This is a genomic window from Pseudomonas sp. GW821-FHT01E10, from assembly GCF_059422365.1.
Map to the genome: position 1 here is coordinate 148,187 of NZ_JBWKWT010000008.1, position 24,277 is coordinate 172,463.

The window sequence follows — 24,277 nt, forward strand, 5'->3', positions numbered from 1 at the left end:
CCTTTGGCTGTTTCGTGATAACGAACAGCAACCGTGATGGAAACAGCAATGAACTGGACCTGGTTTCATAAGCTCGGCTCGCCCAAATGGTTTTACGGCATCAGTGGCAAATTGCTGCCCTGGCTGAGCGTCGCGGCGTTGCTGCTGATTAGCGTCGGCGTGGTCTGGGGCCTGGCCTTCGCACCGCCGGACTACCAGCAAGGCAACAGCTTTCGAATCATCTATATCCACGTTCCCGCCGCCATGCTGGCGCAGTCGATCTACGTGATGCTGGCCGTGTGCGGCGTTGTCGGGCTGGTGTGGAAAATGAAACTGGCCGATGTCGCCCTGCAATGCGCCGCCCCGATCGGTGCCTGGATGACCGCCGTGGCGCTGGTTACCGGAGCGATCTGGGGCAAACCGACCTGGGGTTCGTGGTGGGTCTGGGATGCGCGACTTACGTCCATGTTGATTCTGCTGTTTCTGTACTTCGGTCTTATTGCGCTGGGCAACGCCATCAGCAATCGTGACAGCGCGGCCAAGGCCTGCGCGGTGCTGGCGATTGTCGGCGTGATCAACATCCCGATCATCAAATACTCGGTGGAGTGGTGGAACACCCTGCACCAGGGCGCGACGTTCACCCTCACCGAAAAACCGGCGATGCCTGCCGAGATGTGGCTGCCACTGCTGCTGACGGTGCTGGGTTTCTACTGTTTCTTCGGCGCGGTGCTGTTGCTGCGCATGCGCCTTGAAGTGCTCAAGCGCGAAGCCCGGGCGAGCTGGGTGAAATCCGAAGTGCAGAACAGTCTGGAGGCCGCTCGATGAGTTTCGCTTCATTCGGCGACTTTCTCGCCATGGGCCATCACGGCCTGTATGTCTGGTCAGCCTATGGCATTTGCCTGGCGGTGCTGGCCCTCAACGTGGCGGCGCCGATCCTGGCCCGCAAGCGGTATCTGCAACAAGAGGCGCGTCGTTTGCGCCGGGAGAACGGCCAGTGAATCCGCTGCGTAAAAAGCGTCTTGTCATCATTCTCGCGATCCTGGTCGGTGTCGGCGCTGCCGTCGGCTTGGCCCTGAGCGCCCTGCGGCAGAACATCAATCTGTTTTACACCCCGACCCAGATCGCCAATGGCGAAGCGCCGCAAGACACGCGCATCCGTGCGGGCGGCATGGTCGAAAAAGGCTCGCTGCAACGTTCCGGCGATTCCCTGGACGTGAAATTCATCGTCACCGACTTCAACAAATCCGTGACCATCAGCTATCGCGGCATCCTCCCGGACCTGTTCCGCGAAGGGCAGGGCATCGTTGCCCTCGGCAAGCTCAACGCTGATGGCGTGGTGGTGGCCGACGAAGTGCTGGCCAAGCACGACGAGAAGTACATGCCGCCGGAAGTGACCAAGGCGTTGAAAGACAGTGGTCAGTCGGCACCTACGCCAGCCAAGGAGGGCTAACGGATGACTTCCGCACTTTACAGCTCGGGGCTGTTCATCCCCGAACTCGGCCATCTGGCCATGATCCTGGCGTTGTGTTTTGCGTTGGTGCAGGCCGTGGTGCCGTTGCTCGGTGCCTGGCGCGGCGACCGTTTGTGGATGAGCCTGGCCCAGCCGGCCGCGTGGGGGCAGTTCGCGTTTTTGCTGTTCGCCTTCGGTTGCCTGACCTATGCGTTCATGACGGACGACTTCTCCGTCGCCTACGTGGCCAGCAACTCCAACAGCGCGCTGCCGTGGTACTACAAGTTCAGCGCCGTGTGGGGCGCTCACGAAGGGTCGTTGCTGCTGTGGGCGTTGATTCTCGGCGGCTGGACCTTCGCGGTGTCGGTGTTCTCCCGACAGTTGCCGCAAGTGATGCTGGCCCGGGTGCTGGCGGTGATGGGCATGATCAGCACGGGTTTCCTGCTGTTCCTGATCCTGACGTCCAACCCGTTCGCCCGGATCCTGCCGCAGATGCCGGCGGACGGGCGCGATCTTAATCCTCTGCTGCAAGACATCGGCCTGATCGTTCATCCGCCGATGCTGTACATGGGTTACGTCGGCTTCTCCGTGGCCTTCGCCTTCGCCATCGCCGCGCTGTTGGGCGGTCGTCTCGATGCGGCGTGGGCGCGCTGGTCCCGTCCGTGGACCATCGTCGCCTGGGCCTTCCTTGGCATCGGTATCACGTTGGGTTCCTGGTGGGCCTACTACGAACTCGGCTGGGGCGGCTGGTGGTTCTGGGACCCGGTGGAAAACGCGTCCTTCATGCCTTGGCTGGTGGGCACGGCGCTGATTCACTCGTTGGCGGTCACGGAAAAACGTGGCGTGTTCAAGAGCTGGACCGTGCTGTTGGCCATCGCCGCATTCTCGTTGAGCCTGCTCGGGACCTTCCTGGTGCGTTCCGGCGTGCTGACCTCGGTTCACGCCTTTGCCTCCGACCCTGAGCGTGGTGTGTTCATTCTGGTCTTCCTGCTGTTTGTGGTCGGTGGTTCATTGACGCTGTTCGCCCTGCGCGCGCCGGTGGTCAAGAGCCATGTCGGCTTCAACCTCTGGTCCCGGGAAACCCTGCTTCTGGGCAACAACCTGGTGCTGGTGGTGGCTGCTTCGATGATTCTGCTGGGCACCCTGTATCCGCTGATCCTTGACGCGATGACTGGTGCCAAGCTGTCGGTCGGCCCGCCGTACTTCAACGCGCTGTTCATTCCGTTGATGGCGATCCTGATGATAGTGATGGCGGTCGGTGTGGTGGTGCGCTGGAAAGACACCCCGGTCAAATGGCTGGTGAGCATGCTGACCCCGGTATTACTCGGCAGCGCCGCGCTGGCCGTCGTGGCGGGTGTTGCTTACGGCGATTTCAACTGGGCGGTGCTGGCAACCTTCATGTTGGCTGCCTGGGTGTTGCTGGCCGGTGTGCGGGACATTTTCGACAAGACTCGCCACAAAGGCTTGATCAAAGGACTGCCGACCCTGACCCGCAGTTATTGGGGCATGCAACTCGCGCATTTGGGCATTGCCGTGTGCGCGCTGGGTGTCGTGTTGTCGAGCCAGAACAGTGCCGAGCGTGATCTGCGCCTGGCACCGGGTGAGTCCATGAGCCTGGCCGGTTACCAGTTTGTGTTCGAAGGCGCCAAGCACTTCGAAGGCCCGAACTTCACGTCCGACAAGGGCACCGTACGGGTGATCCGCGACGGTAAGGAAGTCAGCGTGCTGCACCCGGAAAAACGCCTGTACACGGTGCAGAACTCGATGATGACCGAGGCCGGGATCGACGCCGGTTTCACCCGTGACCTGTACGTCGCACTGGGCGAGCCGTTGGGCGAGGGCGCCTGGGCGGTTCGCGTGCACGTCAAACCGTTCGTGCGCTGGATCTGGTTCGGTGGGCTGCTCACAGGTGTAGGCGGGTTGCTGGCGGCGCTGGATCGCCGTTATCGGGTCAAGGTAAAAAGTCGTGTGCGTGAAGCGCTCGGCATGACGGGAGCCACCGCATGAGACGTTGGTTGATGCTGTTGCCGCTGGCGATTTTTCTGGTGGTTGCTGTTTTTCTGTATCGGGGGCTGTACCTGAACCCGGCCGAGTTGCCCTCGGCGATGATCGGCAAGCCGTTCCCGGAGTTTTCCCTGCTCTCGGTGCAGGGCGACAAAACCCTGACCAAAGCGGACATTCTGGGTAAACCGGCGCTGGTCAACGTCTGGGGCACCTGGTGCATTTCCTGCCGGGTCGAGCACCCGGTGTTGAACAAACTGGCCGAGAAGGGCGTGGTGATCTACGGCATCAACTACAAGGACACCAATGCAGACGCCTTGAAGTGGCTGGCCGAGTTCCACAACCCGTATCAACTGGACGTCCGTGACGATGAAGGCACCCTGGGCCTGAACCTCGGCGTGTATGGCGCACCGGAAACCTTCTTCATCGACGCCAAGGGCATCATCCGCGACAAATTCGTCGGGGTGATCGACGAACAGGTCTGGCGCGAAAAACTGGCGGCCAAGTATCAGGCGCTGGTCGACGAGGCCAAGCCATGAAGCGCTGGATTGCCGCCGCCGTTCTGGGGTTGAGCATGGCTGGCGTGGCCCACGCCGCCATCGATACCTATGAGTTCGCCAAAGAGGGCGATCGCGAGCGTTTTCGCGAGCTGACCAAAGAGCTGCGTTGCCCAAAGTGCCAGAATCAGGACATTGCCGATTCCAACGCACCGATCGCCGCCGACCTGCGCAAAGAGATTTTCCGCATGCTCGGCGAGGGCAAGGACAACCAGCAGATCATCGACTTCATGGTCGACCGCTACGGTGATTTCGTCCGCTATAAACCTGCTCTGAATGCCAAGACCGCATTGCTCTGGTTCGGCCCGGCCGGCCTGCTGCTGGGCGGTTTTGTGATCATCGCCGTGATCGTCCGCCGTCGTCGCGTGCAACGCGCTGACAGCCCGGACACGCTTTCTTTTGATGAGCGCGAGCGCCTCGACCACCTGTTGGATAAAACCAAGCATGATTGATTTCTGGCTCGCTGCAGGCCTGCTGCTTCTGGTAGCCCTGAGTTTTTTGCTGATCCCCGTTCTGCGCGGTCGTCGCGCCCAGCTTGAAGAGGATCGTACGGCGCTTAACGTCGCGCTGTATCAGGAGCGCGTGGCTGAGTTGCAGACTCAGCAGGAAGAAGGCGTACTCAACGCCGAGCAAATGAATGCCGGCCGAGCCGAAGCCGCCCGTGAACTGCTTGCCGACACCGAAGGCGTCGAGGCACCGCGAGTGTCGCGCCTGGGCAAGCCATTGCCATTGCTGGCGGCAATTCTGGTGCCTGTGCTGGGCCTTGGGCTGTACCTGCATTTCGGTGCCAGCGACAAAGTCGAGCTGACCCGCGAGTTCGCCCAGGCGCCGCAGTCGATGGAAGACATGACCCGTCGCCTGGAGCGTGCGGTTGCGGCCCAACCGGATTCGGCCGAAGGCCTGTATTTCCTTGGCCGCACTTACATGGCTCAGGACCGCCCTGGCGATGCGGCGAAGATCTTCGAACGCACCGTGAACCTGGCCGGTCGCCAGCCGGAACTGCTCGGGCAGTGGGCTCAGGCCCAATACTTCGCCGATGGCAAGAAGTGGTCGGGCAAGGTCCAGGCCCTGACTGACGAAGCACTGAAAGCCGATCCGAAGGAGGTCACCAGCCTCGGTCTGCTGGGCATCGCGGCCTTCGAAGGCGAGCGTTACCAGGAAGCTATCGACTACTGGAATCGTCTGTTGGTGCAACTGCCGCCGGATGACCAATCCCGTGTCGCACTGCAAGGCGGTATCGCCAAGGCCGCCGAGAAGCTTGAAGCCAGCGGTGGCAAGGTGGCTCAGGTTCAGGCGCCGGCAGTAAAGGTTGCAGCACTGCTCAAGGTGCGTGTCGATCTTGCACCGGACTTGAAAGCCAAGGTCCAGCCCGGCGACAGCGTGTTCATCTTCGCCCGCGCCACCGCAGGCCCGCCCGCACCATTGGCGGCCAAGCGTCTGACCGTTGCCGACCTGCCAGCGACCGTCGAGCTGGGCGATGCGGATGCAATGATGCCCCAGTTGAAACTGTCGAACTTCCCCGAAGTCCAACTGGTTGCGCGCATCTCCCGCGCCGGCCAACCGACTGCCGGCGAATGGATCGGTCGTAGCCAACCTTTGGCCACCAGCACCAGCGCGCCACAAAAACTGACCATCGACAGCCCGGATAAATAACAGGAAACGCCACCATGACCGCCTTCGCTCGTATCACTCTCCTCAGCATGATGGTTTTGGGGCTAAGCGCTTGTGCGGTCCAGGAGCACGAGCCCGAACGGCTGCCGCCGATTCCGCCCTCGCAGCCGAGCACCAAACCGACCACACCGAGCAAACCGGTCACGCCGAGCAAACCATCGAAGCCGGTGCAACGCACCTCCGCCAGCTTCGCCCCGCCACCGGGGGGCAACAGCCATTGGGATGCGAAACTCGGTGTTTACGTCCTCGACAATCAAACCAACACCTTCTATCGCCAGCGCACCTACTACCGCTGGGACAACGGCTGGAGCCGCTCGATCAGCCCTAACGGGCCGTGGGAAGAGACGGATATCCATGGAGTGCCGGGTGGGTTGGGCAGACAGTTCGGGCAGTAAATGGAAACGGCGATCTGAGGATCGCCGTTTTGCTTTCTGGCATTTATGAAAGGCGATTAAAGAATGGCCTGATAGTGGGTCAACGCCTTGCTCGACCGAGTCAGGCCCAGGCGTAACAGCAGTTCGAGATAAGTGCTGACATCCATCGGCGGCGTCTTTAGCTGTTTGCGTTGTCGTTGTGCTGCCGCAACAACTGCTGCCGGGTCCAGATCGAAGAGGTTATCGACGAACTCGTCAGGATGCTGGGCCTCGATGCCAAAAGGTCCCAGTGTTTCGTCAGGAAAACCTTTCTGATTAAAGGTCACAATGACACTGGCATTGCAGCGTATAGCGGCAGCCAGAACATGTCGGTCATCGACGTCAGGCAGTGTTAGCCCTTCGATCAGCCTTTCGTAACCGTAGACGCAAGCATCAGGTATGGCCTGATCCATCAAGTCGGACGTGCGATCCAACTGCTCTGTTGTCAGGTCCGGGCGGTTCTTCAGTAGATTGCGCTTCCATTCGTTATGTATCTCCAGTGACCATCGCGCCCTGAAACGCCCGGAGAGCGCGAGCCACATCAAAAAATCTCTCAAGGGGGCGGGGTACAAAACACATGCGTCATATACAGCGGTAAAAGGGGAGTGCCTCACTCGTATCCTGTCCTTAACGCTTGTGCCTGCTCGGCGAGAAGCGTCATTGCTTGCTCGCTGGCTATGTCGCGCTGGGTTTTATAGTCCATCAAATCGGTAAAGCGCACACGTCGGTGCTTGCCGGTTTTGTGGTAGGACAACTCACCGGACTCCAGCAGTTTGATCAGGTGCGGGCGTGAGACATTGAGCAAGTCCGCCGCTTCCTGGGTGGTCAGTTCAGCGTGTACCGGGACCACTTTGACGGCGTTGCCTGCAGCGAGCTCTGCCAGGATGTCGACAAGCAACCGAAGCGCTGAGGTGGGAAGTTCGACGCTGTGTGCTTCATTCTGCTCATCGAAAATCTGGATATGCTGAGTTTCGAATTGGGTGGCGAGGTAGGCAGCCAAGGCGCGCTGACCTTCGATAGCGGCCTGGACCTCACGCTCCATGGGCAGGTTAAGGGGGGGATGGATAACTGGTGACATGATGCTTTCCAATATTCTGAATAATCGATATTGGAAGGCTATTCGAATCAAACGAAAATCGCAATAAACGAAACGACCGGCTTTTCAGCTCCTTATGCAGTCGCGTTAGTGCTTCCTGACGCTTTCGCGGACAAGCCCGCTCACACAGGGACTTACGTTTGTTCACGATGTTTCTAACGTTGTTACGCCGTCGCCAGTGCCGGCTTCTCCGAAGCACTCAAAAACCGCAACAACGCCAGCAGCGGAAACACGCTGCCGACAATCACGATCCACAACCAGCCACCGTGTTCGTACACCGCACTGGCCACTGATGAGCCGAACGCGCCGCCGATGAAGATGCTGGTCATGTACAGCGCATTCAGACGGCCGCGGCTCTTGGCGTCGAGGGTGTAGACCGCACGCTGGCCGAGGACCATGTTCATTTGCACGCAGAAATCCAGTACCACGCCGGTCACGGCCAGGCCGATGACGCTGTAGGCCGGGTGGATGAAGGCCGGCAGGAAGCTCAGGCTGGCGAACAGCATCGCCAGCAGCGAGGCGAGGCGGGTGTGGCCGGCATCGGCCAGTCGACCAGCGATGGGTGCGGCAATCGCGCCGATGGCTCCGACCAGGGCGAAGATCGCGATCTGGGTTTGCGACAAGCCATGATTGCGCGCCAGTTCCAGCGGCACGGCGGTCCAGAACAGGCTGAACGTAGCGAACATGCAACCCTGATAAAACGCCCGTTGACGCAACACCGGTTGCTGGCGCAGCAGCGTCCAGAGCGAGCCCAGTAACTGGCCATAAGAGGCGCTGTGATCAGGCTGGCGCTTGGGCACCGTCAGGGCCAGTACGATGCTGATTGCAGCCATCAAAACTGCGGCAATGACGAACATAGCGCGCCAGCCGAAGTGGTCGGCCACTACGCTGGACACCGGCCGGGCCAGCAGAATCCCCAGCAGCAGACCGCCCATGATCCCGCCAACCACGCGGCCGCGCGACGCTTCCGGCGTCAGGTGGGCGGCCAGCGGAATCAGGATCTGTACCGACACCGAGCTGAAACCCACCAGCAACGAAATCAGCAGAAACACGTTCGGCTGATCGGTGAACGCCGCGCCCAGCAAACTGGCAATCGCCACCACGGTGGTGATGATCATCAAGCGACGGTTCTCCAGCAGATCACCCAGCGGTACCAGGAAGAACAGGCCCAGCGCATAACCAATCTGCGTCAGCGAAACGATCAGGCTGGCCATGGTGTCGGTCAGGCCGATGTCCGGCGCGATCAGGCCGATGATCGGCTGGGCGTAGTAGATGTTGGCGACGATCGCGCCGCAGCAGAAGGCGAAAAGCAGCACCATGCCCCGGGTCATTGTCGCGGCACCGTGGGGCGCCTGAGTCGCTGGATTCATAACATGGCTCGCTGAACAAGAAGGAATGCGCAGAGGCTAATCGGCTGGCTAGAGCGGCGGAAGAGGGTTTGGATTGATAGTAATCATTCTTTTGCGGAATGAGTAACGCCGGTATGCGCTGTCTGGCGATGAACCATGCGTCCAAACAGTGGGATCCGATGATACATTCACTGACATCCTCTTCGATAGCGTGCTTATGTTCTCCTGCGCTCCATAAACCGGAAGGTACTTCGATATGAATGCGATGTTCCGTCACCTGATTCGCGGCGCTTGCGTTGTTACCTTGATCAGTTTGTTCACGGCAGGTCTTGCCCAGGCCGCCGATGTGCCGCCGGGAATGCGCATTGGCGTGCGCGGCGAGATCACCGGCATCAGCGCCGACGTCATGAAGGTCCATGTCAACAGCGGCGAAAACGTGCTGATCCACCTGACCAAGGACACCAAAATCCGCGCTGTCACCCTGGCCAATATCGAAGACATCAAGCCCGGCAGCTACATCGGCTCGGCTGCCGTGCCGCAGGAGGATGGCACGCTCAAGGCGCTGGAAGTCCACGTCTTCCCGCCGGAACTGGCCGGCAGCGGCGACGGCCATCGGCCTTTTGATCTGGTCAAGGGCAGCAGCATGACCAATGGCAGCGTAGGCGATCTGGTGGTCAGCAACGGCCGGGTTCTGACCGTCAATTACAAGGGCGGCCAACAGACGATTCTGGTGCCGGAGGATGTGCCGATCGTCAATCTGGTGCCGGGGGATCGCAGCTTGTTGAAGGTGGGGGTGAAGATCGTGACGTTTGTGACCCAGAGTGCCGACGGGACATTGACCGCTCAATCCATCTCGGCCGGCAAGGACGGTGTGACGCCGCCGATGTAACGGTATCCCACAAAAAAGGCGACCTTCACAGGTCGCCTCTTTCATTGAACTCAGTGATTACTGGCCGTTGTAAATCTGGTCGAAAACCCCACCATCATTGAAGTGAGTCTTCTGCACGGTGCGCCAGTCACCAAAGGTCTTCTCCACCGACAGGAAATCCACTTTCGGGAAGCGATCGGTGTATTTCGCCAGCACCGCCGGGTCACGCGGACGCAGGTAGTTGGCAGCCGCAATTTCCTGACCTTCCGGCGACCACAGGTATTTCAGATACTCCTCGGCCGCCGCGCGAGTGCCTTTCTTGTCGACGGTTTTGTCGACCACCGACACCGGCGGCTCGGCTTCGGCGGAAACACTTGGGTAAATCACTTCGAACTGATCACGACCAAACTCGCGAGCAATCATTTCCGCTTCGTTTTCGAAGGTCACCAGCACGTCGCCGATCTGGTTGGTCATGAACGTAGTCGTGGCGGCGCGGCCACCGGTATCCAGCACCGGCGCTTGTTTGAACAGTTTGCCGACGAAGGCTTTTGCCTTGTTTTCGTCACCGCCATTTTTCAGCACATAGCCCCAGGCCGAGAGGTAGGTGTAGCGGCCGTTGCCCGAGGTTTTCGGGTTGGGGACGATCACCTGCACGCCGTCCTTGAGCAGGTCCGGCCAGTCTTTCAGGGCTTTCGGGTTACCTTTGCGCACGATGAATACGGTGGCCGAAGTGAACGGCGCGCTGTTGTTCGGCAGGCGTGTGACCCAGTTGTCCGGGACCAGTTTGCCGTTGTCCGCCAGGGCGTTGATGTCGGTGGCCATGTTCATGGTGATGACGTCAGCCGGCAGGCCATCGATCACCGAGCGCGCCTGTTTGCTGGAGCCGCCGAAGGACATCTGCAGCGTGATGTTTTCGTTGTGCTCGGCTTGCCAGTGTTTCTGGAAGGCAGCGTTGTAGTCCTTGTAGAAATCTCGCATCACGTCGTAGGAAACGTTAAGCAGGGTCGGTGCGGCCTGAGCCAGGCTGCTCAAGGCCAGGCCAGCGGCCAGAAGTGAGGCGCCAAAGAGTTTTTTCACTGCGCATTCCTTGTTTTATCAAACGTGTTCGATGGAGATTATTGGCAATTTGCCAGCGACTATAGCCGGACTCGCATAGTCGCTTAAAGATTAAAAAACACTTTGCTTATTCCATTTTCTTGAACAACGCATTGCCACAACGAGAGCAGAACGCCGCGCTGTGCTCGTGGCTGTTTTTCTTGCAGACCGGGCAATCGTGTTGCAGTTGATCACCGCGCATGGCGTTGGCCAGTTCCGCGGTAAAGATCCCCGTCGGCACAGCGATGATCGAGTAACCGGTGATCATCACCAGGGATGAAATCACCTGGCCCAGCGGCGTCTTGGGCACGATGTCGCCAAAACCCACGGTGGTCAGCGTCACGATAGCCCAATAGATCCCTTTGGGGATGCTGGTGAAGCCGTGCTCCGGGCCTTCGATCACGTACATCAAGGTGCCGAACACCGTCACCAGGGTGCTGACGCTGAGCAGAAATACGACGATTTTCTGCTTGCTGCCGCGCAACGCCGACATCAAATAGTTGGCTTGTTTCAGATACGGGCTGAGCTTGAGGACGCGGAAAATCCGCAGCATTCGTATGATCCGGATGATCAGCAGGTACTGCGCATCGCTGTAATACAGCGCGAGGATACCCGGCACGATCGCGAGCAAATCCACCAGTCCATAGAAGCTGAACGCGTAGCGCAGCGGCTTGGGCGAGCAATACAGGCGCAGGCCGTATTCGATGACGAAAATGACGGTGAAGCCCCATTCGATGTACGCCAGCACGTCGGCGTAGTTCTGGTGAACGCTGTCGATACTGTCCAGAACCACGATCACCAGGCTGGCGAGGATGATCAACAACAAGATGCTGTCGAAGCGCCGACCGGCCCGGGTGTCGGTCTGGAAGATCATGACGTAAAGCTCTTCACGCCAGTTTTTGCTGCTGTCCATGGATAACGCCTGAATCGAGAATCAGCGCAGCCTAGGGTGATTCTCCCCGCTAGCGCAAGGTGCGCTGTCCATGGCGGACTGACGCAACACCCGAATGCCAGCGCGAATCAGCCAGCAGGCAAGAATGAACGGCGCGGTCAGCGTTGCCAGGCCCAGTGCGGCGAACCCCGGCGTGAGCAATACCGCGAGCAGAATGCCGAGCAGCGGCAGCCAGGGTTGGCGGCGTTGCGGGCTGAAGGCGAGGGCGGCGAGTACCGCGTTGTAACCGCTCAAACCCTGCAAGGCATTTGAAGTTTCGCCATGCAGAAGGGCAAATCCGAGGCCGGCAGCGGAGCCCAGCAGCGCCCAGACAAAGGCGTGGCGATCGGCGATCAGTAATCCGGCGGCAATCAGCGCGCCGGCCAGGGGATGGCCGAGAAACATGACTTGCCCCAGGCCTTTCAATTCGGCAGCGAGCAGGTTGAGGGTGTTCAGTTCGATCAGCGGCGCGGGTTGCTGTGGTGCGGCAAAGCCGAGCAATAACCAGCTCAACCCAACGAAGGGTGCGGTGTACGCCGGTAGACATCGATGATCGCGAGCACCTTTGAGCCATTGCTGAGTGAACATCGCACTCAGGCCGCCGCAGGCGATGATCAGCGGTGGCAACAGTGCTGACCATGGGAAATACAGGCTCAGCAGCAGGCCGAGCAAAATACCGTTGTAACTGAACAGCCCGGCCTGACGATCCGCCTTGGCATACCCGCGACGTTGCGCGGTAAGCAACCCGGCGACACCGCCCAGCAGCGCACCGCCGAGCAGAGCGGGCGCGGTGAAAAGAATCGCTAACAGACACAACAGCCCGCTCAGCGGATGGCGCTGGAGAAAGATCTGGCTGAAGCCGTTAAGCAGGGCGGTCGCCCAGTCGGGGCAGTGGGTGTTGAAGTGGTTGGCAGGCATGGGTGGGGTCTAGGGCAGAGGAAAATCCAGGGTCTTGCACAAACCTGTGGCGAGGGAGCTTGCTCCCGCTGGGCTGCGGAGCAGCCCTGAAATCAGCAATGCGGTCTTTCTGTTGAAACCGTCATGCCAAAGCGACGACTGCTTCGCAGCCGAGCGGGAGCGAGCTCCCTCGCCACAGGGGTAGTTCTTACCGGGGTAGCTCTTACAGGGGGAGTTCTTTAGAGCAATGTCTCGATGCGCAACGAATTGGTTGACCCCGGCTGCCCAAAGGGCACGCCCGCGGTAATCAGCAGCGTATCCCCGCGCTGAGCCATCCCCTGAGCCTGGGCGATTTCCAGCGCCGTCGAGCACACTTCATCCACCTGTCGCAGTCGATCGTTGACCACCGAGTGCACGCCCCACGCCACCGTCAATCGCCGGGCGGTTTGCAGGTTTGGCGTCAGGTTGAGGATCGGCACCGTCGGCCGCTCCCGTGCGGCCCGCAGGCTCGAAGTGCCGGACTCGCTGTAGTTCACCAGCACCGCCACCGGCAGCACGTTGCTGATGCGGCGGATCGCGCAACTGATCGCGTCCGACACCGTGGCCTCGGCTTTTGGCCGGCTCACGTCCAGTTGGGTCTGATAATCCGGGCCGTTTTCCACCTGGCGGATGATCTTGCTCATCATCTGCACGGCTTCCAGCGGGTACTCGCCAGACGCGGTTTCCGCCGACAGCATCACCGCATCCGCGCCTTCGGCCACCGCGTTGGCGACGTCGGTGACTTCGGCGCGGGTCGGGGCCGGGGAGAAGCGCATCGACTCCAGCATCTGCGTCGCCACCACCACCGGTTTGCCGAGTTGGCGGCAGGTGCCGATGATGTTTTTCTGAATCTGCGGCACGCTTTCGGCCGGCACTTCCACGCCCAGATCACCGCGAGCGACCATGATCGCATCGCTCAATTCAGCGATTTCCCGCAGCTGAGTCACGGCCGATGGCTTCTCGATCTTGGCCATCAAGAACGCTTTGTCGCCGATCAGCGCGCGGGCTTCGCGGATGTCTTCCGGGCGTTGCACGAACGACAGCGCGACCCAGTCCACCCCCAGCTCCAGACCGAAGCTCAAATCACGGCGGTCCTTGGCGGTCAGCGGGCTCAGGTCGAGCACCGCTTGCGGCACGTTGACGCCTTTGCGGTCCGACAGCTCGCCGCCGTTGAGCACCGTGGTGTCGATGGCGTCGGCGTACTTGGTCACCACTCGCAGACGCAACTTACCGTCATCCAGCAGCAGGTCCATGCCGGGCTCCAGCGCGGCGATGATTTCCGGGTGGGGCAGGTTGACCCGGCGCTCGTCCCCCGGCGTTGCATCCAGATCCAGGCGCAGCGCCTGGCCGCGATACAGCTGCACTTTGCCCTGGGCGAATTTGCCGACCCGCAGTTTCGGACCTTGCAGGTCCATCAGAATCCCCAGCGGATAATTCAGCTGGCGCTCGACTTCACGAATCCACTGATAGCGCTGCGCATGGTCGGCGTGATCGCCGTGGCTGAAGTTCAGGCGAAAGATATTGACCCCGGCGCGCACCAGTTCACGGATATCGTCGATCCCGTCGGTGGCCGGGCCGAGGGTGGCGAGGATTTTGACCTTCTTGTCAGGCGTCATGTTTAGGGCTCTCGAGAATCAGAATGGCGCGGAAGTCGTTGACGTTGGTACGGGTCGGCTCGGTGACGATCAGTGCATCGAGCGCCGCGAAGTAGCCATAGCCATTGTTATTGTCCAGCTCATCGCAGGCAGTGAGGCCGAGGGCGGCGGCACGGGCATAGCTGTCCGGAGTCATGATGGCGCCGGCGTTGTCTTCGGAGCCGTCGATGCCGTCGGTGTCACCGGCCAGGGCGTAGACGCCGGGCAGGCCTTTGAGGCTGTCGGTCAGGCTCAACAGGAATTCGGCGTTGCGCCCGCCACGGCCATTGCCGCGCACGGTGACGGTGGTTTCGCCGCCGGACAGAATCACGCACGGCGCCGCCAGCGGCTGGCCGTGCTGGACGATCTGCCGCGCAATGCCGGCGTGGACCTTCGCCACTTCCCGGGATTCACCTTCCAGGTCGCCGAGAATCAACGGGCTGAAACCCGCCTGACGGGCTTTCACCGCCGCCGCTTCCAGTGACTGCTGTGGGCGGGCGATCAATTGGAAATGACTGCGGGCCAGGCTCGGATCGCCAGGTTTGACCGTCTCCGACTCGGGACTTTGCAGCCAGGTGCGCACCGAGGCCGGGACTTCGATGGCATAACGCTTGAGGATCGCCAACGCTTCAGCCGAGGTGCTCGGGTCGGCCACGGTGGGGCCGGAGGCGATGACGGTGGCGAGGTCGCCCGGCACATCGGAAATCGCATAGGTGTAAACCGTGGCGGGCCAGCAGGCTTTGCCCAGACGCCCACCCTTGATCGCCGAGAGGTGCTTGCGCACGCAGTTCATCTCGCCAATGGTCGCGCCGGATTTGAGCAGCGCTTTGTTGATCGATTGCTTGTCGGCGAGGGTGATGCCGGCGGCGGGCAAGGCGAGCAGGGCAGAGCCACCGCCCGAGAGCAGGAAGATCACGCGGTCGTCTTCGCTCAGGTCGCTGACCAGTTCCAGAACCCGTTTCGCGACGGCCAGACCGGCAGCATCCGGCACCGGGTGCGCGGCTTCGACCACTTCGATTTTTTCGCACGGGGCACCGTGGCCGTAGCGGGTCACCACCAGGCCAGACACTTCACCCTGCCAGCAGCGTTCGACCACCTGGGCCATGGCTGCGGCGGCTTTACCGGCGCCGATGACGATCACCCGACCGCTGCGGTCGGTTGGCAAATGGGCTTCAAGGACATGCTGCGGATGGGCCGCGTCGACGGCTGTGGCAAACAGCTCGCGCAGCAATTGTTGCGGATTGACCGACATGGCGGGCTCCCGGAATTCTTGTTATTGGGTTTGTCGCGGACCCTGTGGGAGCGACTCTGTGGCGAGGGGGCTTGTCGGAACGCCGCACCGCCCCGTTGGGTTGCGAAGCAGCCCCAAAATCTGTGATGCACTGAAGATCTTGTGAGTGCTACGCACTCAAACGGGGGCAAGCCCCCTCGCCACAGGCTCGCTCCTGCAGGTTTGATGCGGTTTGGGGCAGGGCTTACTTCTTGTCGCGAATCGAGAAATTCGCCATGTGTTCCAGGCCCTTGATCAGCGCCGAGTGATCCCAGTTGCTGCCACCGATGGCCGCACAGGTGCTGAACACCTGTTGGGTATTGGCGGTGTTCGGCAGGTTGATGTTCAGCTCGCGCGCACCGGCCAGGGCCAGGTTCAGGTCCTTCTGGTGCAGGCTGATGCGGAAGCCCGGGTCGAAGGTGCCCTTGATCATGCGCTCGCCGTGAACTTCCAGGATCTTCGACGAGGCGAAACCACCCATCAGCGCTTCACGCACTTTCGCTGGGTCGGCACCGTTTTTCGAGGCGAACAGCAGCGCTTCGGCCACGGCCTGGATGTTCAGCGCGACGATGATCTGGTTCGCCACTTTCGCGGTTTGCCCGTCGCCGTTGCCACCGACCAGGGTGATGTTCTTGCCCATGGCCTGGAACAGCGGCAGGGCGCGTTCGAAGGCATCGGCCTCACCACCGACCATGATGCTCAGGGTCGCAGCCTTGGCGCCGACTTCACCGCCGGAAACCGGTGCGTCGAGGTATTGCGCGCCTTTCTCGTTGATTTTGGCGGCGAAGGTTTTGGTGGCGGTCGGCGAGATCGAGCTCATGTCGATCACGACTTTGCCCTTGCTGACACCCGCCGCAACACCGTCGGCGCGGAACAGCACGTCATCGACCTGCGGGGTATCCGGCACCATGACGATGATGAATTCGGCTTCCTGGGCGACTTCTTTCGGGTTGGCCAGCGCAACGGCGCCAGCAGCCAGCAGATCGGCAGGGGCGGCGTCGTGGTGCGCCGACAGGAACAGGCTGTGACCGGCTTTCTGCAGGTTCAACGCCATTGGGTGGCCCATGATGCCGGTGCCGATAAATCCGATTTTAGCCATGAGAAAATCCTCTTGTTTTTATTGCTCTATTCGCAAAATTCGTGGGGTGGCAGCGAGGACGCCTTCGCGGGCAAGCCTCGCTCCTACAGACAACCCAGGCCCCTGTAGGAGCGAGCGGTGCGGCGATCCGACTTGCCCGCGAAGAACGATGACACGGTGCCGGATCAAACAGCGTTATGGGTTTTCAACCAGCCCAGGCCCGCTTCAGTCGTGGTCAGCGGCTTGTATTCACAGCCGACCCAACCCTGATAACCGATGCGGTCCAGATGTTCGAACAGGAAGCGGTAGTTGATTTCACCTGTGCCCGGTTCGTTGCGCCCTGGGTTGTCTGCCAATTGCACGTGGTTGATCTCGTCCAGGTGCGCGGCCATGGTGCGGGCCAGGTCGCCCTCCATGATTTGCATGTGATAGATGTCGTATTGCAGGAACAGGTTGGCGCTGCCGACCTGTTCGCGAATCGACAGGGCTTGCGCCGTGTTGTTCAGGTAGAAGCCCGGAGTGTCGCGGGTGTTGATCGCTTCCATCACCAGTTTGATGCCCGCCGCTTGCAGCTTGTCGGCCGCGTACTTGAGGTTGGCGACGAAGGTTTTTTCCACGGTGGCCTCGTCGACGCCTTGTGGACGAATACCGGCCAGGCAGTTGACCTGGGTGTTGCCCAGCACTTGGGCGTAGGCAATGGCCAGATCGACACCGGCGCGGAACTCTTCGACCCGATCCGGCAGGCACGCGATACCGCGTTCGCCCTTGGCCCAGTCACCGGCCGGCAGGTTGAACAGCACCTGGGTCAGACCGTTGGCATCGAGCCTGGCCTTGATTTCGGCAGAGCTGAAGTCATAGGGGAACAGGTATTCGACACCACTGAAGCCGGCCTTGGCGGCAGCGTCGAAACGGGCAAGAAAATCCTGCTCGGTGAACAGCATGGACAGGTTGGCTGCGAAACGCGGCATGGTGGTCTCCCGTATATGTGTGAGGCCTCCTGTGGGAGCCGGCTTGCTGGCGATGGAGGTGTATCAATCGACATTGATGTGATTGACACATCGCCATCGCCAGCAAGCCGGCTCCCACAGGGGAACGATCAGCAGTTAATCGAGCAGCGAAATCGCCGTTGGCGCATCGTTGCCGACCAGCGCCAGGTCTTCGAATTCGTTGACGGCGTTGATTTCGGTGCCCATGGAAATGTTGGTCACGCGCTCCAGAATGATCTCGACGATTACCGGCACCTTGAACTCTTCGATCATCTCCTGAGCCTTGCGCAGGGCAGGCTGGATCTGGCCCGGTTCGAATACCCGCAGGGCCTTGCAACCCAGGCCTTCGGCGACCGCGACATGGTCGACACCGTAGCCGTTGAGCTCTGGAGCGTTGAGGTTGTCGAAGGACAGCTGCACGCAGTAGTCCATGTCGAAACCGCGCTGCGCCTGACGGATCAGCCCCAGGTACGAGTTGTTCACCACGACGTGGATGTACGGCAGCTTGAACTGCGCGCCCACCGCCAGTTCTTCGATCATGAACTGGAAGTCGTAGTCGCCCGAGAGCGCCACCACCTTGCGGGTCGGATCGGCCTTGACCACGCCGAGCGCGGCCGGAATGGTCCAGCCCAACGGGCCGGCCTGGCCGCAGTTGATCCAGTGACGCGGTTTGTAGACGTGCAGGAACTGCGCGCCGGCAATCTGCGACAGACCGATGGTGCTGACGTAGCAGGTGTCCTTGCCGAACACCTGGTTCATCTCTTCGTAAACGCGCTGCGGCTTGACCGGCACGTTGTCGAAGTGAGTCTTGCGCTGCAGGCTGGCTTTGCGCTGCTGACAGTCTTGCAGCCAGGCGCTGCGGTTTTTCAGTTTGCCGGCGGCTTGCCACTCGCGAGCGACTTCGATGAACACGGTCAACGCGGCAGCGGCGTCGGACACGATGCCCAGGTCCGGGGTGAACACGCGGCCGATCTGGGTCGGTTCGATGTCGACGTGAATGAATTTGCGGCCTTCGGTGTAAACGTCGACCGAACCGGTGTGACGGTTGGCCCAGCGGTTACCGACACCCAGCACCACGTCGGACTTCAGCATCGTGGCGTTGCCATAACGGTGCGAGGTTTGCAGGCCGACCATGCCGACCATCAGCGGGTGATCGTCCGGGATGGTGCCCCAGCCCATCAGGGTCGGGATGACCGGAATACCGGTCAGCTCGGCGAACTCCACCAGCAACTCGCTGGCGTCGGCATTGATGATGCCGCCACCGGCCACCAGCAATGGGCGTTCAGCCTGGTCGAGCATGGCCAGGGCTTTTTCCACCTGCACGCGGGTCGCGCTCGGCTTGGCCAATGGCAGCGGCTGGTAGGCGTCGATGTCGAATTCGATTTCGGCCATCTGCACGTCGAACGGCAGGTCGATCAGCACCGGGCCCGGACGGCCGGAACGCATCTCATAGAAGGCTTTCTGGAACGCGTAAGGCACCTGGCCCGGCTCCAGAACCGTGGTCGCCCACTTGGTGACCGGCTTGACTATGCTGGTGATGTCGACGGCCTGGAAGTCTTCCTTGTGCATACGGGCCCGCGGTGCTTGCCCGGTGATGCACAGGATCGGGATCGAGTCGGCCGAAGCGCTGTAGAGCCCGGTGACCATGTCAGTACCGGCAGGTCCCGATGTGCCGATGCACACGCCGATGTTGCCGGCCTTGGTGCGGGTGTAACCCTCGGCCATGTGCGAGGCGCCTTCAACGTGGCGAGCGAGGACGTGATCGATGCCACCGACCTTCTGCAAGGCGGAGTACAGCGGGTTGATCGCGGCGCCCGGGATGCCAAAAGCGGTATCGACCCCTTCGCGGCGCATCACCAGAACGGCGGCTTCGATTGCTCTCATTTTGCTCATGGTTTTGTGCCTCTTACGTTTTGTAATTGTATACAAGTGGCTTTGCGCAGAGTGTATTCACGGCGGACGGCGCAGGTCAATCCATTTTCTCAAGCGGCTGTTTCATTCGTCGGAAGCCCAAATAACTGTGGCTTTTCGTCGCATGTCGCGCTTTTCGAAAATTATTGTATACAAAAAAATAATTCATTGTGTTCTATTTGTTGCATCGGATTGCGCAACACAAAGCAATCCAACGGCTTTCCCTATAACAAAATGAGGACGGCACCATGAGCGCTTTAACCTTGAAAGTCGCAGTCAACCTGGCCGATCAGGCCATCACCGCGGGGCGGGCGATCTCTGCCGCGCCATTGACCGTTGCAGTACTGGATGCCGGCGGGCACCTGATAACGCTGCAACGGGAAGACGGCGCCAGCCTGCTGCGTCCGCAGATCGCCATCGGCAAGGCCTGGGGCGCGATTGCCCTGGGCAAGGGCTCACGCCTGCTGGCACAGGACGCCCAACAACGCCCGGCCTTCTTCGCCGCGCTGAATAGTCTGGGGCAGGGCAGCGTCGTCCCGGTACCCGGCGGCGTGTTGGTTCGGGATCAGGACGGGACTGTGTTGGGAGCGGTGGGCATCAGCGGTGATCTGTCAGATGTCGATGAGCAATGTGCGATCCGCGCGATCGAGGGGCAGGGGTTGAAGGCGGATGCGGGGGTGGCTGGTTGATCTTCGGCGCCTGATTTACCGCTTTCGCGAGCTTGCTCGCGAAAGTGCCTTGCGGACGAAAACAGCTTTTTAGCTGCCTGCTTTCTCCGTTGAAATTTCCATCCGGTAAATTCCGGATTTTTAGAATTTTGTGCGAAACATTTGGCTGTTGCCGAATATTTTCGCAAGAAAATTCATAGGTATCACTCGTATCATTCTCTCGGAACAGGCCGAGAGCTTTACAATGAAAACAACACTGTCGTGGTGGGATATCAGCCCGCCTCTGAGCACCGCTACACCTACCTGGCCGGGTGACACACCTTTCCAGGAAGAGCGCGTTTGGACGTTCGGACCCGAGTGTCCGGTGAATGTCGGGCGTATCACCCTGTCGCCTCACACGGGGGCCCATGTCGACGCGCCGCTGCATTACAGCGCTGATGGAGTGGCCATTGGCGATGTGTCGCTCGATGTCTATATGGGGCCTTGCCGTGTGCTGCATTGCCTGAATAGCGGCCGGCTGGTACACCCCGAGCAGCTTGAAGGTCGCTTGCAAGACCTGCCTGAACGGGTGCTGCTGCGCACCTGGCAACAAGCGCCATTGAGCGCCTGGGATCCGGATTTCACCGCCGTCGCCAAAGAAACCGTCGACCTGCTGGCGAACCTCGGTGTGCGCTTGATCGGTATCGATACGCCGTCGCTGGACCCTCAGCAATCCAAAACCATGGATTCGCACAATGCCGTAGCCCGACATGGCATGGCCATCCTCGAGGGCATCGTGCTCGATGACGTCCCGGAAGGGGACTATGAATTGATCGCGCTGCCGCTGCGTTTTGCCCATCTGGACGCCAGTCCGGTCAGGGCAATTTTGCGTCCACTGAATAAACCGCAACTTGAGGAGCCGACTCAATGAGCCAATGCCCCTATTCACCTGCAAACCAGACGGAAGAATGGCATAACGCCGAGCTGAATTTTTCCGACTCCATGAGCTACGGCGACTACCTGGATCTGGGGCGCATTCTCAGCGCACAGCACCCGTTATCTCCGGACCATAACGAGATGCTGTTCATCATCCAGCATCAGACGTCAGAGCTGTGGATGAAGCTGATGCTGCACGAGCTCAAAGCCGCTCGTGAACACATTCGACAGGGAGAGTTGCCGCCCGCGTTCAAGATGCTGGCGCGGGTCTCGCGGATTTTTGATCAACTGGTGCATGCCTGGACGGTGCTGGCCACCATGACACCCACCGAGTACCACGCGATACGGCCGTTTCTGGGGCAGTCATCGGGCTTTCAGTCGTTCCAGTACCGCGAGATCGAATTCATTCTGGGCAACAAAAGCGCGACCCTGTTGCGCCCCCACGCGCATCGGCCGGAACTGTTGCAGGCGCTTGAAAAGGCGATCGCCACACCGTCGCTGTATGACGAGGCGATTCGCTTGATGGCCAGCGCAGGCTTGACCATCGACCCACAGCGTTTCGAGCGCGATCCGAGCAGTCCGACGGCGCATGACGCGTCGGTCGAAGCCGCCTGGCGCGAGGTCTACACTGACCCTTCGCGTTATTGGGATCTCTATCAGCTGGCGGAGAAACTCATCGACCTTGAGGACTCGTTCCGTCAATGGCGCTTCCGGCATGTGACCACGGTCGAGCGGATCATCGGCTTTCAACCAGGGACCGGTGGCACAGAAGGTGTCGGTTATCTGCGCAAGATGCTCGATACCGTGTTGTTCCCGGAGTTGTGGCGAGTGCGCTCAACTCTTTAATTTACCGAGAATGATGTTTGAACGCTTAAACCGAGCGGCAATTGAGTAAATTGACGCATTCAAACCATGCCTGACCATAACAATTAAAAGGTAACCAGATGGCGGATGAAATCTTGAGGCAAGGCGAGCTCAAGCGAGGGCTGAAAAATCGTCATATTCAGCTGATCGCATTGGGCGGAGCGATAGGGACCGGGTTGTTTCTCGGCTCTGCCGGAGTACTCAAATCGGCCGGGCCGTCGATGATCCTCGGCTATGCGATTGCCGGCTTCATCGCCTTTCTGATCATGCGCCAGCTGGGCGAGATGATTGTCGAGGAACCGGTGGCCGGCTCCTTCAGTCATTTTGCCCACAAGTACTGGGGCGGCTATGCCGGCTTTCTGTCCGGCTGGAACTACTGGGTGCTGTATGTGCTGGTGGGCATGGCCGAGTTGACGGCTGTCGGCAAGTACGTGCAGTTCTGGTGGCCGGAAGTCCCCTCCTGGGTCAGCGCGGCAGTGTTCTTCGTCCTGGTCAATTTGATCAATATGATGAACGTCAAAGTCTTCGGCGAAATGGAGTTCTGGTTCGCAATCATCAAGGTCGTCGCGATCATTGGCATGATCGTCCTGGGCTGCTACATGTTGTTCAGCGGAACGGGCGGCCCGCAGGCCTCGGTCAGCAATCTGTGGAGTCACGGCGGCTTCTTTCCCAACGGCACCACTGGGTTGCTGATGTCCATGGCGTTCATCATGTTCTCCTTCGGCGGCCTGGAACTGGTCGGCATCACCGCCGCTGAAGCCAGCGAGCCGGGTAAGGTGATTCCCAAGGCGATCAACCAGGTGGTTTATCGCGTGCTGATCTTCTACGTCGGCGCACTCACCGTGTTGTTGTCGCTGTATCCGTGGGATCAACTGCTACAGACACTGGGCGCTTCGGGCGATGCCTATAGCGGCAGCCCGTTCGTGCAGATCTTCTCCTTGATCGGCAGCGACACCGCAGCGCACATCCTCAATTTCGTGGTGCTCACCGCAGCGCTCTCTGTCTATAACAGTGGCGTCTACTGCAACAGCCGCATGCTCTATGGCCTGGCCGAACAGGGCGACGCACCCAAGGCGCTGATGAAACTGAACAAGCAGGGCGTGCCTCTACTGGCGCTGGGCGTATCTGCGTTGATCACCATGCTGTCCGTGCTGGTTAACTACCTCGCCCCGCATCAAGCGCTTGAGTTGCTCTTTGCACTGGTGGTCGCATCGCTGATGATCAACTGGGCGATGATCAGCCTGACGCACCTGAAATTTCGCAAAATCATGGGCCAGCGAGGTATCGTGCCGGGCTTCAAGGCGTTCTGGTTCCCTTACAGTAATTACCTGTGCCTGGCCTTCATGGCCATGATCGTCTGCGTCATGCTGATGATTCCAGGGATACGCGCTTCAGTCTTCGCCATACCGGTGTGGGTGTTGATCATCTTCGGTTTTTACCGGATGCGTATGGCCAAGGATCGGGCCTTGCCGATAGTTCAATAGCCTTTGCCGTGGGTGCGCCGTGATGAGTAGCAACGCTGATCCGCAGTTTCGCGACATTCGTATCGATCACTATGACCTCGAGGGTGCAAGGAGCTGGATGTCTGGTATCTGCGGGCCGCACCGCCTCCAGACTTCGACGCCCGAGCGGATCCGCTTTCATCACAGCGCCAATGTGTTCAAGTCGATGGCCACGACCCTGGGCACGCTCTCGTACGGCACCGATGTCACCATCGATATCGAAGACGCCGAGCACTTCAGCAGTTACAGCCTGAGTTTGCCTTTGGTGGGCGAGCAGGAGCTGAGCAAGAATGGCAGCGTGTCGAAATCCAACCGCGATCAAGGGGTGATCATTTCCCCGAACGAGAACCAGATGCTGGCGATCTCCGGCGACTGCCGCAAAGTTCAGGTGGTGATCACCCGCGTCGCCATGAGCGAGTCGCTGGAGGGCATGCTGCAGCGACCGTTGGATACGCCGCTGCGTTTCGAGCCGGTGATGGATGCGGTGGACGGCGCGTCGGCCTCGTGGTGGCGCATGGCGCGTTATTTCATCGCGGAGCTGGAACGCAGCAATGAACTGTACGAACAGGTGGTCTTCACTCGGGACATCGAAAGCTCATTGATCAAAGGCTTGATCCTCGCCCAGCCGAACAACTACTCCGAAGAATTGCGCAACGTGCTCGGCGTGAAACTGCCGCACTACCTGATCAGGGCCAAGCAATACATTCACGACAATGCTCGCGAAGCCTTGCACCTGGAGGATATCGAGGTCGCGGCCGGGGTCTCGCGTTTCAAGCTGTGCGAGGCGTTCAAGAAGTACTTCGCCCTGTCGCCGATGGTCTACCTGAAAAAGTACCGGTTGAACGCTGTGCGCCAGGAAATCCTCGAACACGGCTCGGCGCGCAATATTTCTGCGATTGCCATGGGCTGGGGCTTTACGCATTTGGGACGTTTTTCCGCCGAATACCGCAAGTTGTTCGACGAGTCCCCCAGCACGACCTTGCAGCGTAACGAAGCCCGGCGCATGCGCGGGGGCTGAATATCCCGGTGTCCAGAATTGAATCAGATCTGCGACAGCAGCCTGATGAAGCTCTATTTGTGGCGAGGGAGCTTGCTCCCGCTGG

At 60.2% G+C, this 24,277-nt stretch carries 25 protein-coding genes; 14 read left to right on the top strand and 11 right to left on the bottom strand.

The window, feature by feature from the left end:
- Positions 1 to 48: 48 nt before the first annotated feature.
- Genes AC07V0_RS16520 through AC07V0_RS16555 form a run of 8 tightly spaced genes read left to right on the top strand, consistent with a single transcriptional unit; the run spans position 49 to position 6,053 of the window.
- Positions 49 to 804 carry a heme ABC transporter permease gene (locus AC07V0_RS16520; RefSeq protein WP_007939194.1) on the top strand — a complete coding sequence of 252 codons (756 nt, stop codon included), beginning with the start codon at positions 49 to 51 and terminating at the stop codon, positions 802 to 804.
- Positions 801 to 977 carry a heme exporter protein CcmD gene (gene ccmD, locus AC07V0_RS16525; protein WP_007939192.1) on the top strand — a complete coding sequence of 59 codons (177 nt, stop codon included), beginning with the start codon at positions 801 to 803 and terminating at the stop codon, positions 975 to 977. The genes AC07V0_RS16520 and ccmD overlap by 4 nt, the downstream gene beginning before the upstream one ends.
- Positions 974 to 1,429, top strand: a complete 456-nt coding sequence (gene ccmE, locus AC07V0_RS16530; protein WP_086945857.1) for a cytochrome c maturation protein CcmE — start codon at positions 974 to 976, stop codon at positions 1,427 to 1,429. The genes ccmD and ccmE overlap by 4 nt, the downstream gene beginning before the upstream one ends.
- 3 nt (positions 1,430 to 1,432) lie before the next feature.
- Entirely contained in the window at positions 1,433 to 3,436 is a 2,004-nt protein-coding gene (locus tag AC07V0_RS16535; protein ID WP_018925072.1) for a heme lyase CcmF/NrfE family subunit, read from the top strand.
- A complete protein-coding gene (locus tag AC07V0_RS16540) occupies positions 3,433 to 3,969 on the top strand; it encodes a DsbE family thiol:disulfide interchange protein (RefSeq protein ID WP_018925073.1) in 537 nt (178 codons plus the stop codon). The genes AC07V0_RS16535 and AC07V0_RS16540 overlap by 4 nt, the downstream gene beginning before the upstream one ends.
- Positions 3,966 to 4,439 (top strand): cytochrome c-type biogenesis protein, encoded by a 474-nt coding sequence (locus tag AC07V0_RS16545; protein ID WP_018925074.1) that lies wholly within the window; start codon positions 3,966 to 3,968, stop codon positions 4,437 to 4,439. The genes AC07V0_RS16540 and AC07V0_RS16545 overlap by 4 nt, the downstream gene beginning before the upstream one ends.
- Positions 4,432 to 5,640 (top strand): c-type cytochrome biogenesis protein CcmI, encoded by a 1,209-nt coding sequence (gene ccmI, locus AC07V0_RS16550; protein WP_086945856.1) that lies wholly within the window; start codon positions 4,432 to 4,434, stop codon positions 5,638 to 5,640. The genes AC07V0_RS16545 and ccmI overlap by 8 nt, the downstream gene beginning before the upstream one ends.
- A gap of 14 nt (positions 5,641 to 5,654) precedes the next feature.
- Positions 5,655 to 6,053, top strand: coding sequence for a hypothetical protein (locus AC07V0_RS16555; protein WP_086945855.1), 399 nt, complete (start codon positions 5,655 to 5,657; stop codon positions 6,051 to 6,053).
- Between the two features lie 56 nt (positions 6,054 to 6,109).
- Here the strand turns inward: AC07V0_RS16555 and AC07V0_RS16560 are convergent, their stop codons facing one another.
- The 3 genes from AC07V0_RS16560 to AC07V0_RS16570 form a co-directional block, all read right to left on the bottom strand.
- Positions 6,110 to 6,685, bottom strand: coding sequence for a PIN domain-containing protein (locus tag AC07V0_RS16560; RefSeq protein WP_086945854.1), 576 nt, complete (start codon positions 6,683 to 6,685; stop codon positions 6,110 to 6,112).
- On the bottom strand, positions 6,682 to 7,149 hold the full coding sequence (locus AC07V0_RS16565; protein ID WP_018925078.1) for a helix-turn-helix domain-containing protein: 468 nt from the start codon (positions 7,147 to 7,149) through the stop codon (positions 6,682 to 6,684). The genes AC07V0_RS16560 and AC07V0_RS16565 overlap by 4 nt, the downstream gene beginning before the upstream one ends.
- A gap of 182 nt (positions 7,150 to 7,331) precedes the next feature.
- A complete protein-coding gene (locus AC07V0_RS16570; RefSeq protein WP_064619428.1) occupies positions 7,332 to 8,537 on the bottom strand; it encodes an MFS transporter in 1,206 nt (401 codons plus the stop codon).
- Positions 8,538 to 8,772: 235 nt separating this feature from the next.
- Between AC07V0_RS16570 and AC07V0_RS16575 the strand changes: the two genes are divergently transcribed.
- Positions 8,773 to 9,405 carry a hypothetical protein gene (locus tag AC07V0_RS16575; protein ID WP_086945852.1) on the top strand — a complete coding sequence of 211 codons (633 nt, stop codon included), beginning with the start codon at positions 8,773 to 8,775 and terminating at the stop codon, positions 9,403 to 9,405.
- Positions 9,406 to 9,462: 57 nt separating this feature from the next.
- On the opposite strand, the gene AC07V0_RS16580 is transcribed toward AC07V0_RS16575, so the two are convergent.
- The 8 genes from AC07V0_RS16580 to gcl form a co-directional block, all read right to left on the bottom strand.
- Positions 9,463 to 10,461, bottom strand: a complete 999-nt coding sequence (locus tag AC07V0_RS16580) for a sulfate ABC transporter substrate-binding protein (protein WP_086945851.1) — start codon at positions 10,459 to 10,461, stop codon at positions 9,463 to 9,465.
- 106 nt (positions 10,462 to 10,567) lie between these two features.
- The gene (locus AC07V0_RS16585; protein ID WP_064619420.1) at positions 10,568 to 11,392 is read right to left on the bottom strand and encodes an ion transporter; all 825 of its coding nucleotides are present in this window, start codon (positions 11,390 to 11,392) and stop codon (positions 10,568 to 10,570) included.
- A gap of 21 nt (positions 11,393 to 11,413) precedes the next feature.
- Complete coding sequence (locus AC07V0_RS16590; RefSeq protein ID WP_086945850.1) at positions 11,414 to 12,328, bottom strand: urea transporter; 915 nt, start codon at positions 12,326 to 12,328, stop codon at positions 11,414 to 11,416.
- 218 nt (positions 12,329 to 12,546) lie between these two features.
- Entirely contained in the window at positions 12,547 to 13,962 is a 1,416-nt protein-coding gene (gene pyk / locus AC07V0_RS16595) for a pyruvate kinase (protein WP_019648133.1), read from the bottom strand.
- The gene (locus AC07V0_RS16600) at positions 13,952 to 15,232 is read right to left on the bottom strand and encodes a glycerate kinase type-2 family protein (protein ID WP_086945849.1); all 1,281 of its coding nucleotides are present in this window, start codon (positions 15,230 to 15,232) and stop codon (positions 13,952 to 13,954) included. The genes pyk and AC07V0_RS16600 overlap by 11 nt, the downstream gene beginning before the upstream one ends.
- A 223-nt stretch (positions 15,233 to 15,455) precedes the next feature.
- Positions 15,456 to 16,349: a 2-hydroxy-3-oxopropionate reductase gene (locus AC07V0_RS16605; protein ID WP_018925086.1), complete on the bottom strand. Its 894-nt coding sequence runs from the start codon at positions 16,347 to 16,349 to the stop codon at positions 15,456 to 15,458.
- 164 nt (positions 16,350 to 16,513) lie between these two features.
- Positions 16,514 to 17,296, bottom strand: a complete 783-nt coding sequence (hyi, locus tag AC07V0_RS16610) for a hydroxypyruvate isomerase (RefSeq protein ID WP_086945848.1) — start codon at positions 17,294 to 17,296, stop codon at positions 16,514 to 16,516.
- 135 nt (positions 17,297 to 17,431) lie between these two features.
- A complete protein-coding gene (gene gcl / locus AC07V0_RS16615; protein WP_018925088.1) occupies positions 17,432 to 19,207 on the bottom strand; it encodes a glyoxylate carboligase in 1,776 nt (591 codons plus the stop codon).
- 266 nt (positions 19,208 to 19,473) lie between these two features.
- Here gcl and AC07V0_RS16620 point away from each other — a divergent pair, with 266 nt between their 5' ends.
- The 5 genes from AC07V0_RS16620 to AC07V0_RS16640 all read left to right on the top strand — a co-directional run bounded on the left by AC07V0_RS16620 (position 19,474) and on the right by AC07V0_RS16640 (position 24,192).
- On the top strand, positions 19,474 to 19,914 hold the full coding sequence (locus AC07V0_RS16620; RefSeq protein ID WP_007939170.1) for a GlcG/HbpS family heme-binding protein: 441 nt from the start codon (positions 19,474 to 19,476) through the stop codon (positions 19,912 to 19,914).
- Positions 19,915 to 20,137: 223 nt separating this feature from the next.
- Positions 20,138 to 20,803 (top strand): arylformamidase, encoded by a 666-nt coding sequence (gene kynB / locus AC07V0_RS16625; protein ID WP_026286331.1) that lies wholly within the window; start codon positions 20,138 to 20,140, stop codon positions 20,801 to 20,803.
- A complete protein-coding gene (gene kynA / locus AC07V0_RS16630; protein ID WP_086945847.1) occupies positions 20,800 to 21,654 on the top strand; it encodes a tryptophan 2,3-dioxygenase in 855 nt (284 codons plus the stop codon). Before kynB ends, kynA begins: the two co-directional genes overlap by 4 nt.
- Positions 21,655 to 21,752: 98 nt before the next feature.
- Positions 21,753 to 23,156 (top strand): amino acid permease, encoded by a 1,404-nt coding sequence (locus AC07V0_RS16635; RefSeq protein WP_086945846.1) that lies wholly within the window; start codon positions 21,753 to 21,755, stop codon positions 23,154 to 23,156.
- A 22-nt stretch (positions 23,157 to 23,178) separates the two neighbouring features.
- Positions 23,179 to 24,192, top strand: a complete 1,014-nt coding sequence (locus AC07V0_RS16640; RefSeq protein ID WP_081625693.1) for an AraC family transcriptional regulator — start codon at positions 23,179 to 23,181, stop codon at positions 24,190 to 24,192.
- The last annotated feature ends 85 nt before the right edge of the window (positions 24,193 to 24,277 follow it).

Excerpts from the sequence above, each read along its gene's own strand:
- AC07V0_RS16600 (WP_086945849.1), bottom strand. The coding sequence starts at position 15,232 with ATGTCGGTCAATCCGCAACAATTGCTGCGCGAGCTGTTTGCCACAGCC.
- AC07V0_RS16575 (WP_086945852.1), top strand. The coding sequence starts at position 8,773 with ATGAATGCGATGTTCCGTCACCTGATTCGCGGCGCTTGCGTTGTTACC.
- AC07V0_RS16570 (WP_064619428.1), bottom strand. The coding sequence starts at position 8,537 with ATGAATCCAGCGACTCAGGCGCCCCACGGTGCCGCGACAATGACCCGG.
- AC07V0_RS16585 (WP_064619420.1), bottom strand. The coding sequence starts at position 11,392 with ATGGACAGCAGCAAAAACTGGCGTGAAGAGCTTTACGTCATGATCTTC.
- AC07V0_RS16590 (WP_086945850.1), bottom strand. The coding sequence starts at position 12,328 with ATGCCTGCCAACCACTTCAACACCCACTGCCCCGACTGGGCGACCGCC.
- kynB (WP_026286331.1), top strand. The coding sequence starts at position 20,138 with ATGAAAACAACACTGTCGTGGTGGGATATCAGCCCGCCTCTGAGCACC.
- AC07V0_RS16635 (WP_086945846.1), top strand. The coding sequence starts at position 21,753 with ATGGCGGATGAAATCTTGAGGCAAGGCGAGCTCAAGCGAGGGCTGAAA.
- AC07V0_RS16565 (WP_018925078.1), bottom strand. The coding sequence starts at position 7,149 with ATGTCACCAGTTATCCATCCCCCCCTTAACCTGCCCATGGAGCGTGAG.
- AC07V0_RS16640 (WP_081625693.1), top strand. The coding sequence starts at position 23,179 with ATGAGTAGCAACGCTGATCCGCAGTTTCGCGACATTCGTATCGATCAC.
- AC07V0_RS16555 (WP_086945855.1), top strand. The coding sequence starts at position 5,655 with ATGACCGCCTTCGCTCGTATCACTCTCCTCAGCATGATGGTTTTGGGG.
- ccmI (WP_086945856.1), top strand. The coding sequence starts at position 4,432 with ATGATTGATTTCTGGCTCGCTGCAGGCCTGCTGCTTCTGGTAGCCCTG.
- ccmD (WP_007939192.1), top strand. The coding sequence starts at position 801 with ATGAGTTTCGCTTCATTCGGCGACTTTCTCGCCATGGGCCATCACGGC.
- AC07V0_RS16540 (WP_018925073.1), top strand. The coding sequence starts at position 3,433 with ATGAGACGTTGGTTGATGCTGTTGCCGCTGGCGATTTTTCTGGTGGTT.
- AC07V0_RS16520 (WP_007939194.1), top strand. The coding sequence starts at position 49 with ATGAACTGGACCTGGTTTCATAAGCTCGGCTCGCCCAAATGGTTTTAC.
- gcl (WP_018925088.1), bottom strand. The coding sequence starts at position 19,207 with ATGAGCAAAATGAGAGCAATCGAAGCCGCCGTTCTGGTGATGCGCCGC.
- pyk (WP_019648133.1), bottom strand. The coding sequence starts at position 13,962 with ATGACGCCTGACAAGAAGGTCAAAATCCTCGCCACCCTCGGCCCGGCC.
- kynA (WP_086945847.1), top strand. The coding sequence starts at position 20,800 with ATGAGCCAATGCCCCTATTCACCTGCAAACCAGACGGAAGAATGGCAT.
- AC07V0_RS16535 (WP_018925072.1), top strand. The coding sequence starts at position 1,433 with ATGACTTCCGCACTTTACAGCTCGGGGCTGTTCATCCCCGAACTCGGC.
- AC07V0_RS16605 (WP_018925086.1), bottom strand. The coding sequence starts at position 16,349 with ATGGCTAAAATCGGATTTATCGGCACCGGCATCATGGGCCACCCAATG.
- AC07V0_RS16620 (WP_007939170.1), top strand. The coding sequence starts at position 19,474 with ATGAGCGCTTTAACCTTGAAAGTCGCAGTCAACCTGGCCGATCAGGCC.
- AC07V0_RS16545 (WP_018925074.1), top strand. The coding sequence starts at position 3,966 with ATGAAGCGCTGGATTGCCGCCGCCGTTCTGGGGTTGAGCATGGCTGGC.
- hyi (WP_086945848.1), bottom strand. The coding sequence starts at position 17,296 with ATGCCGCGTTTCGCAGCCAACCTGTCCATGCTGTTCACCGAGCAGGAT.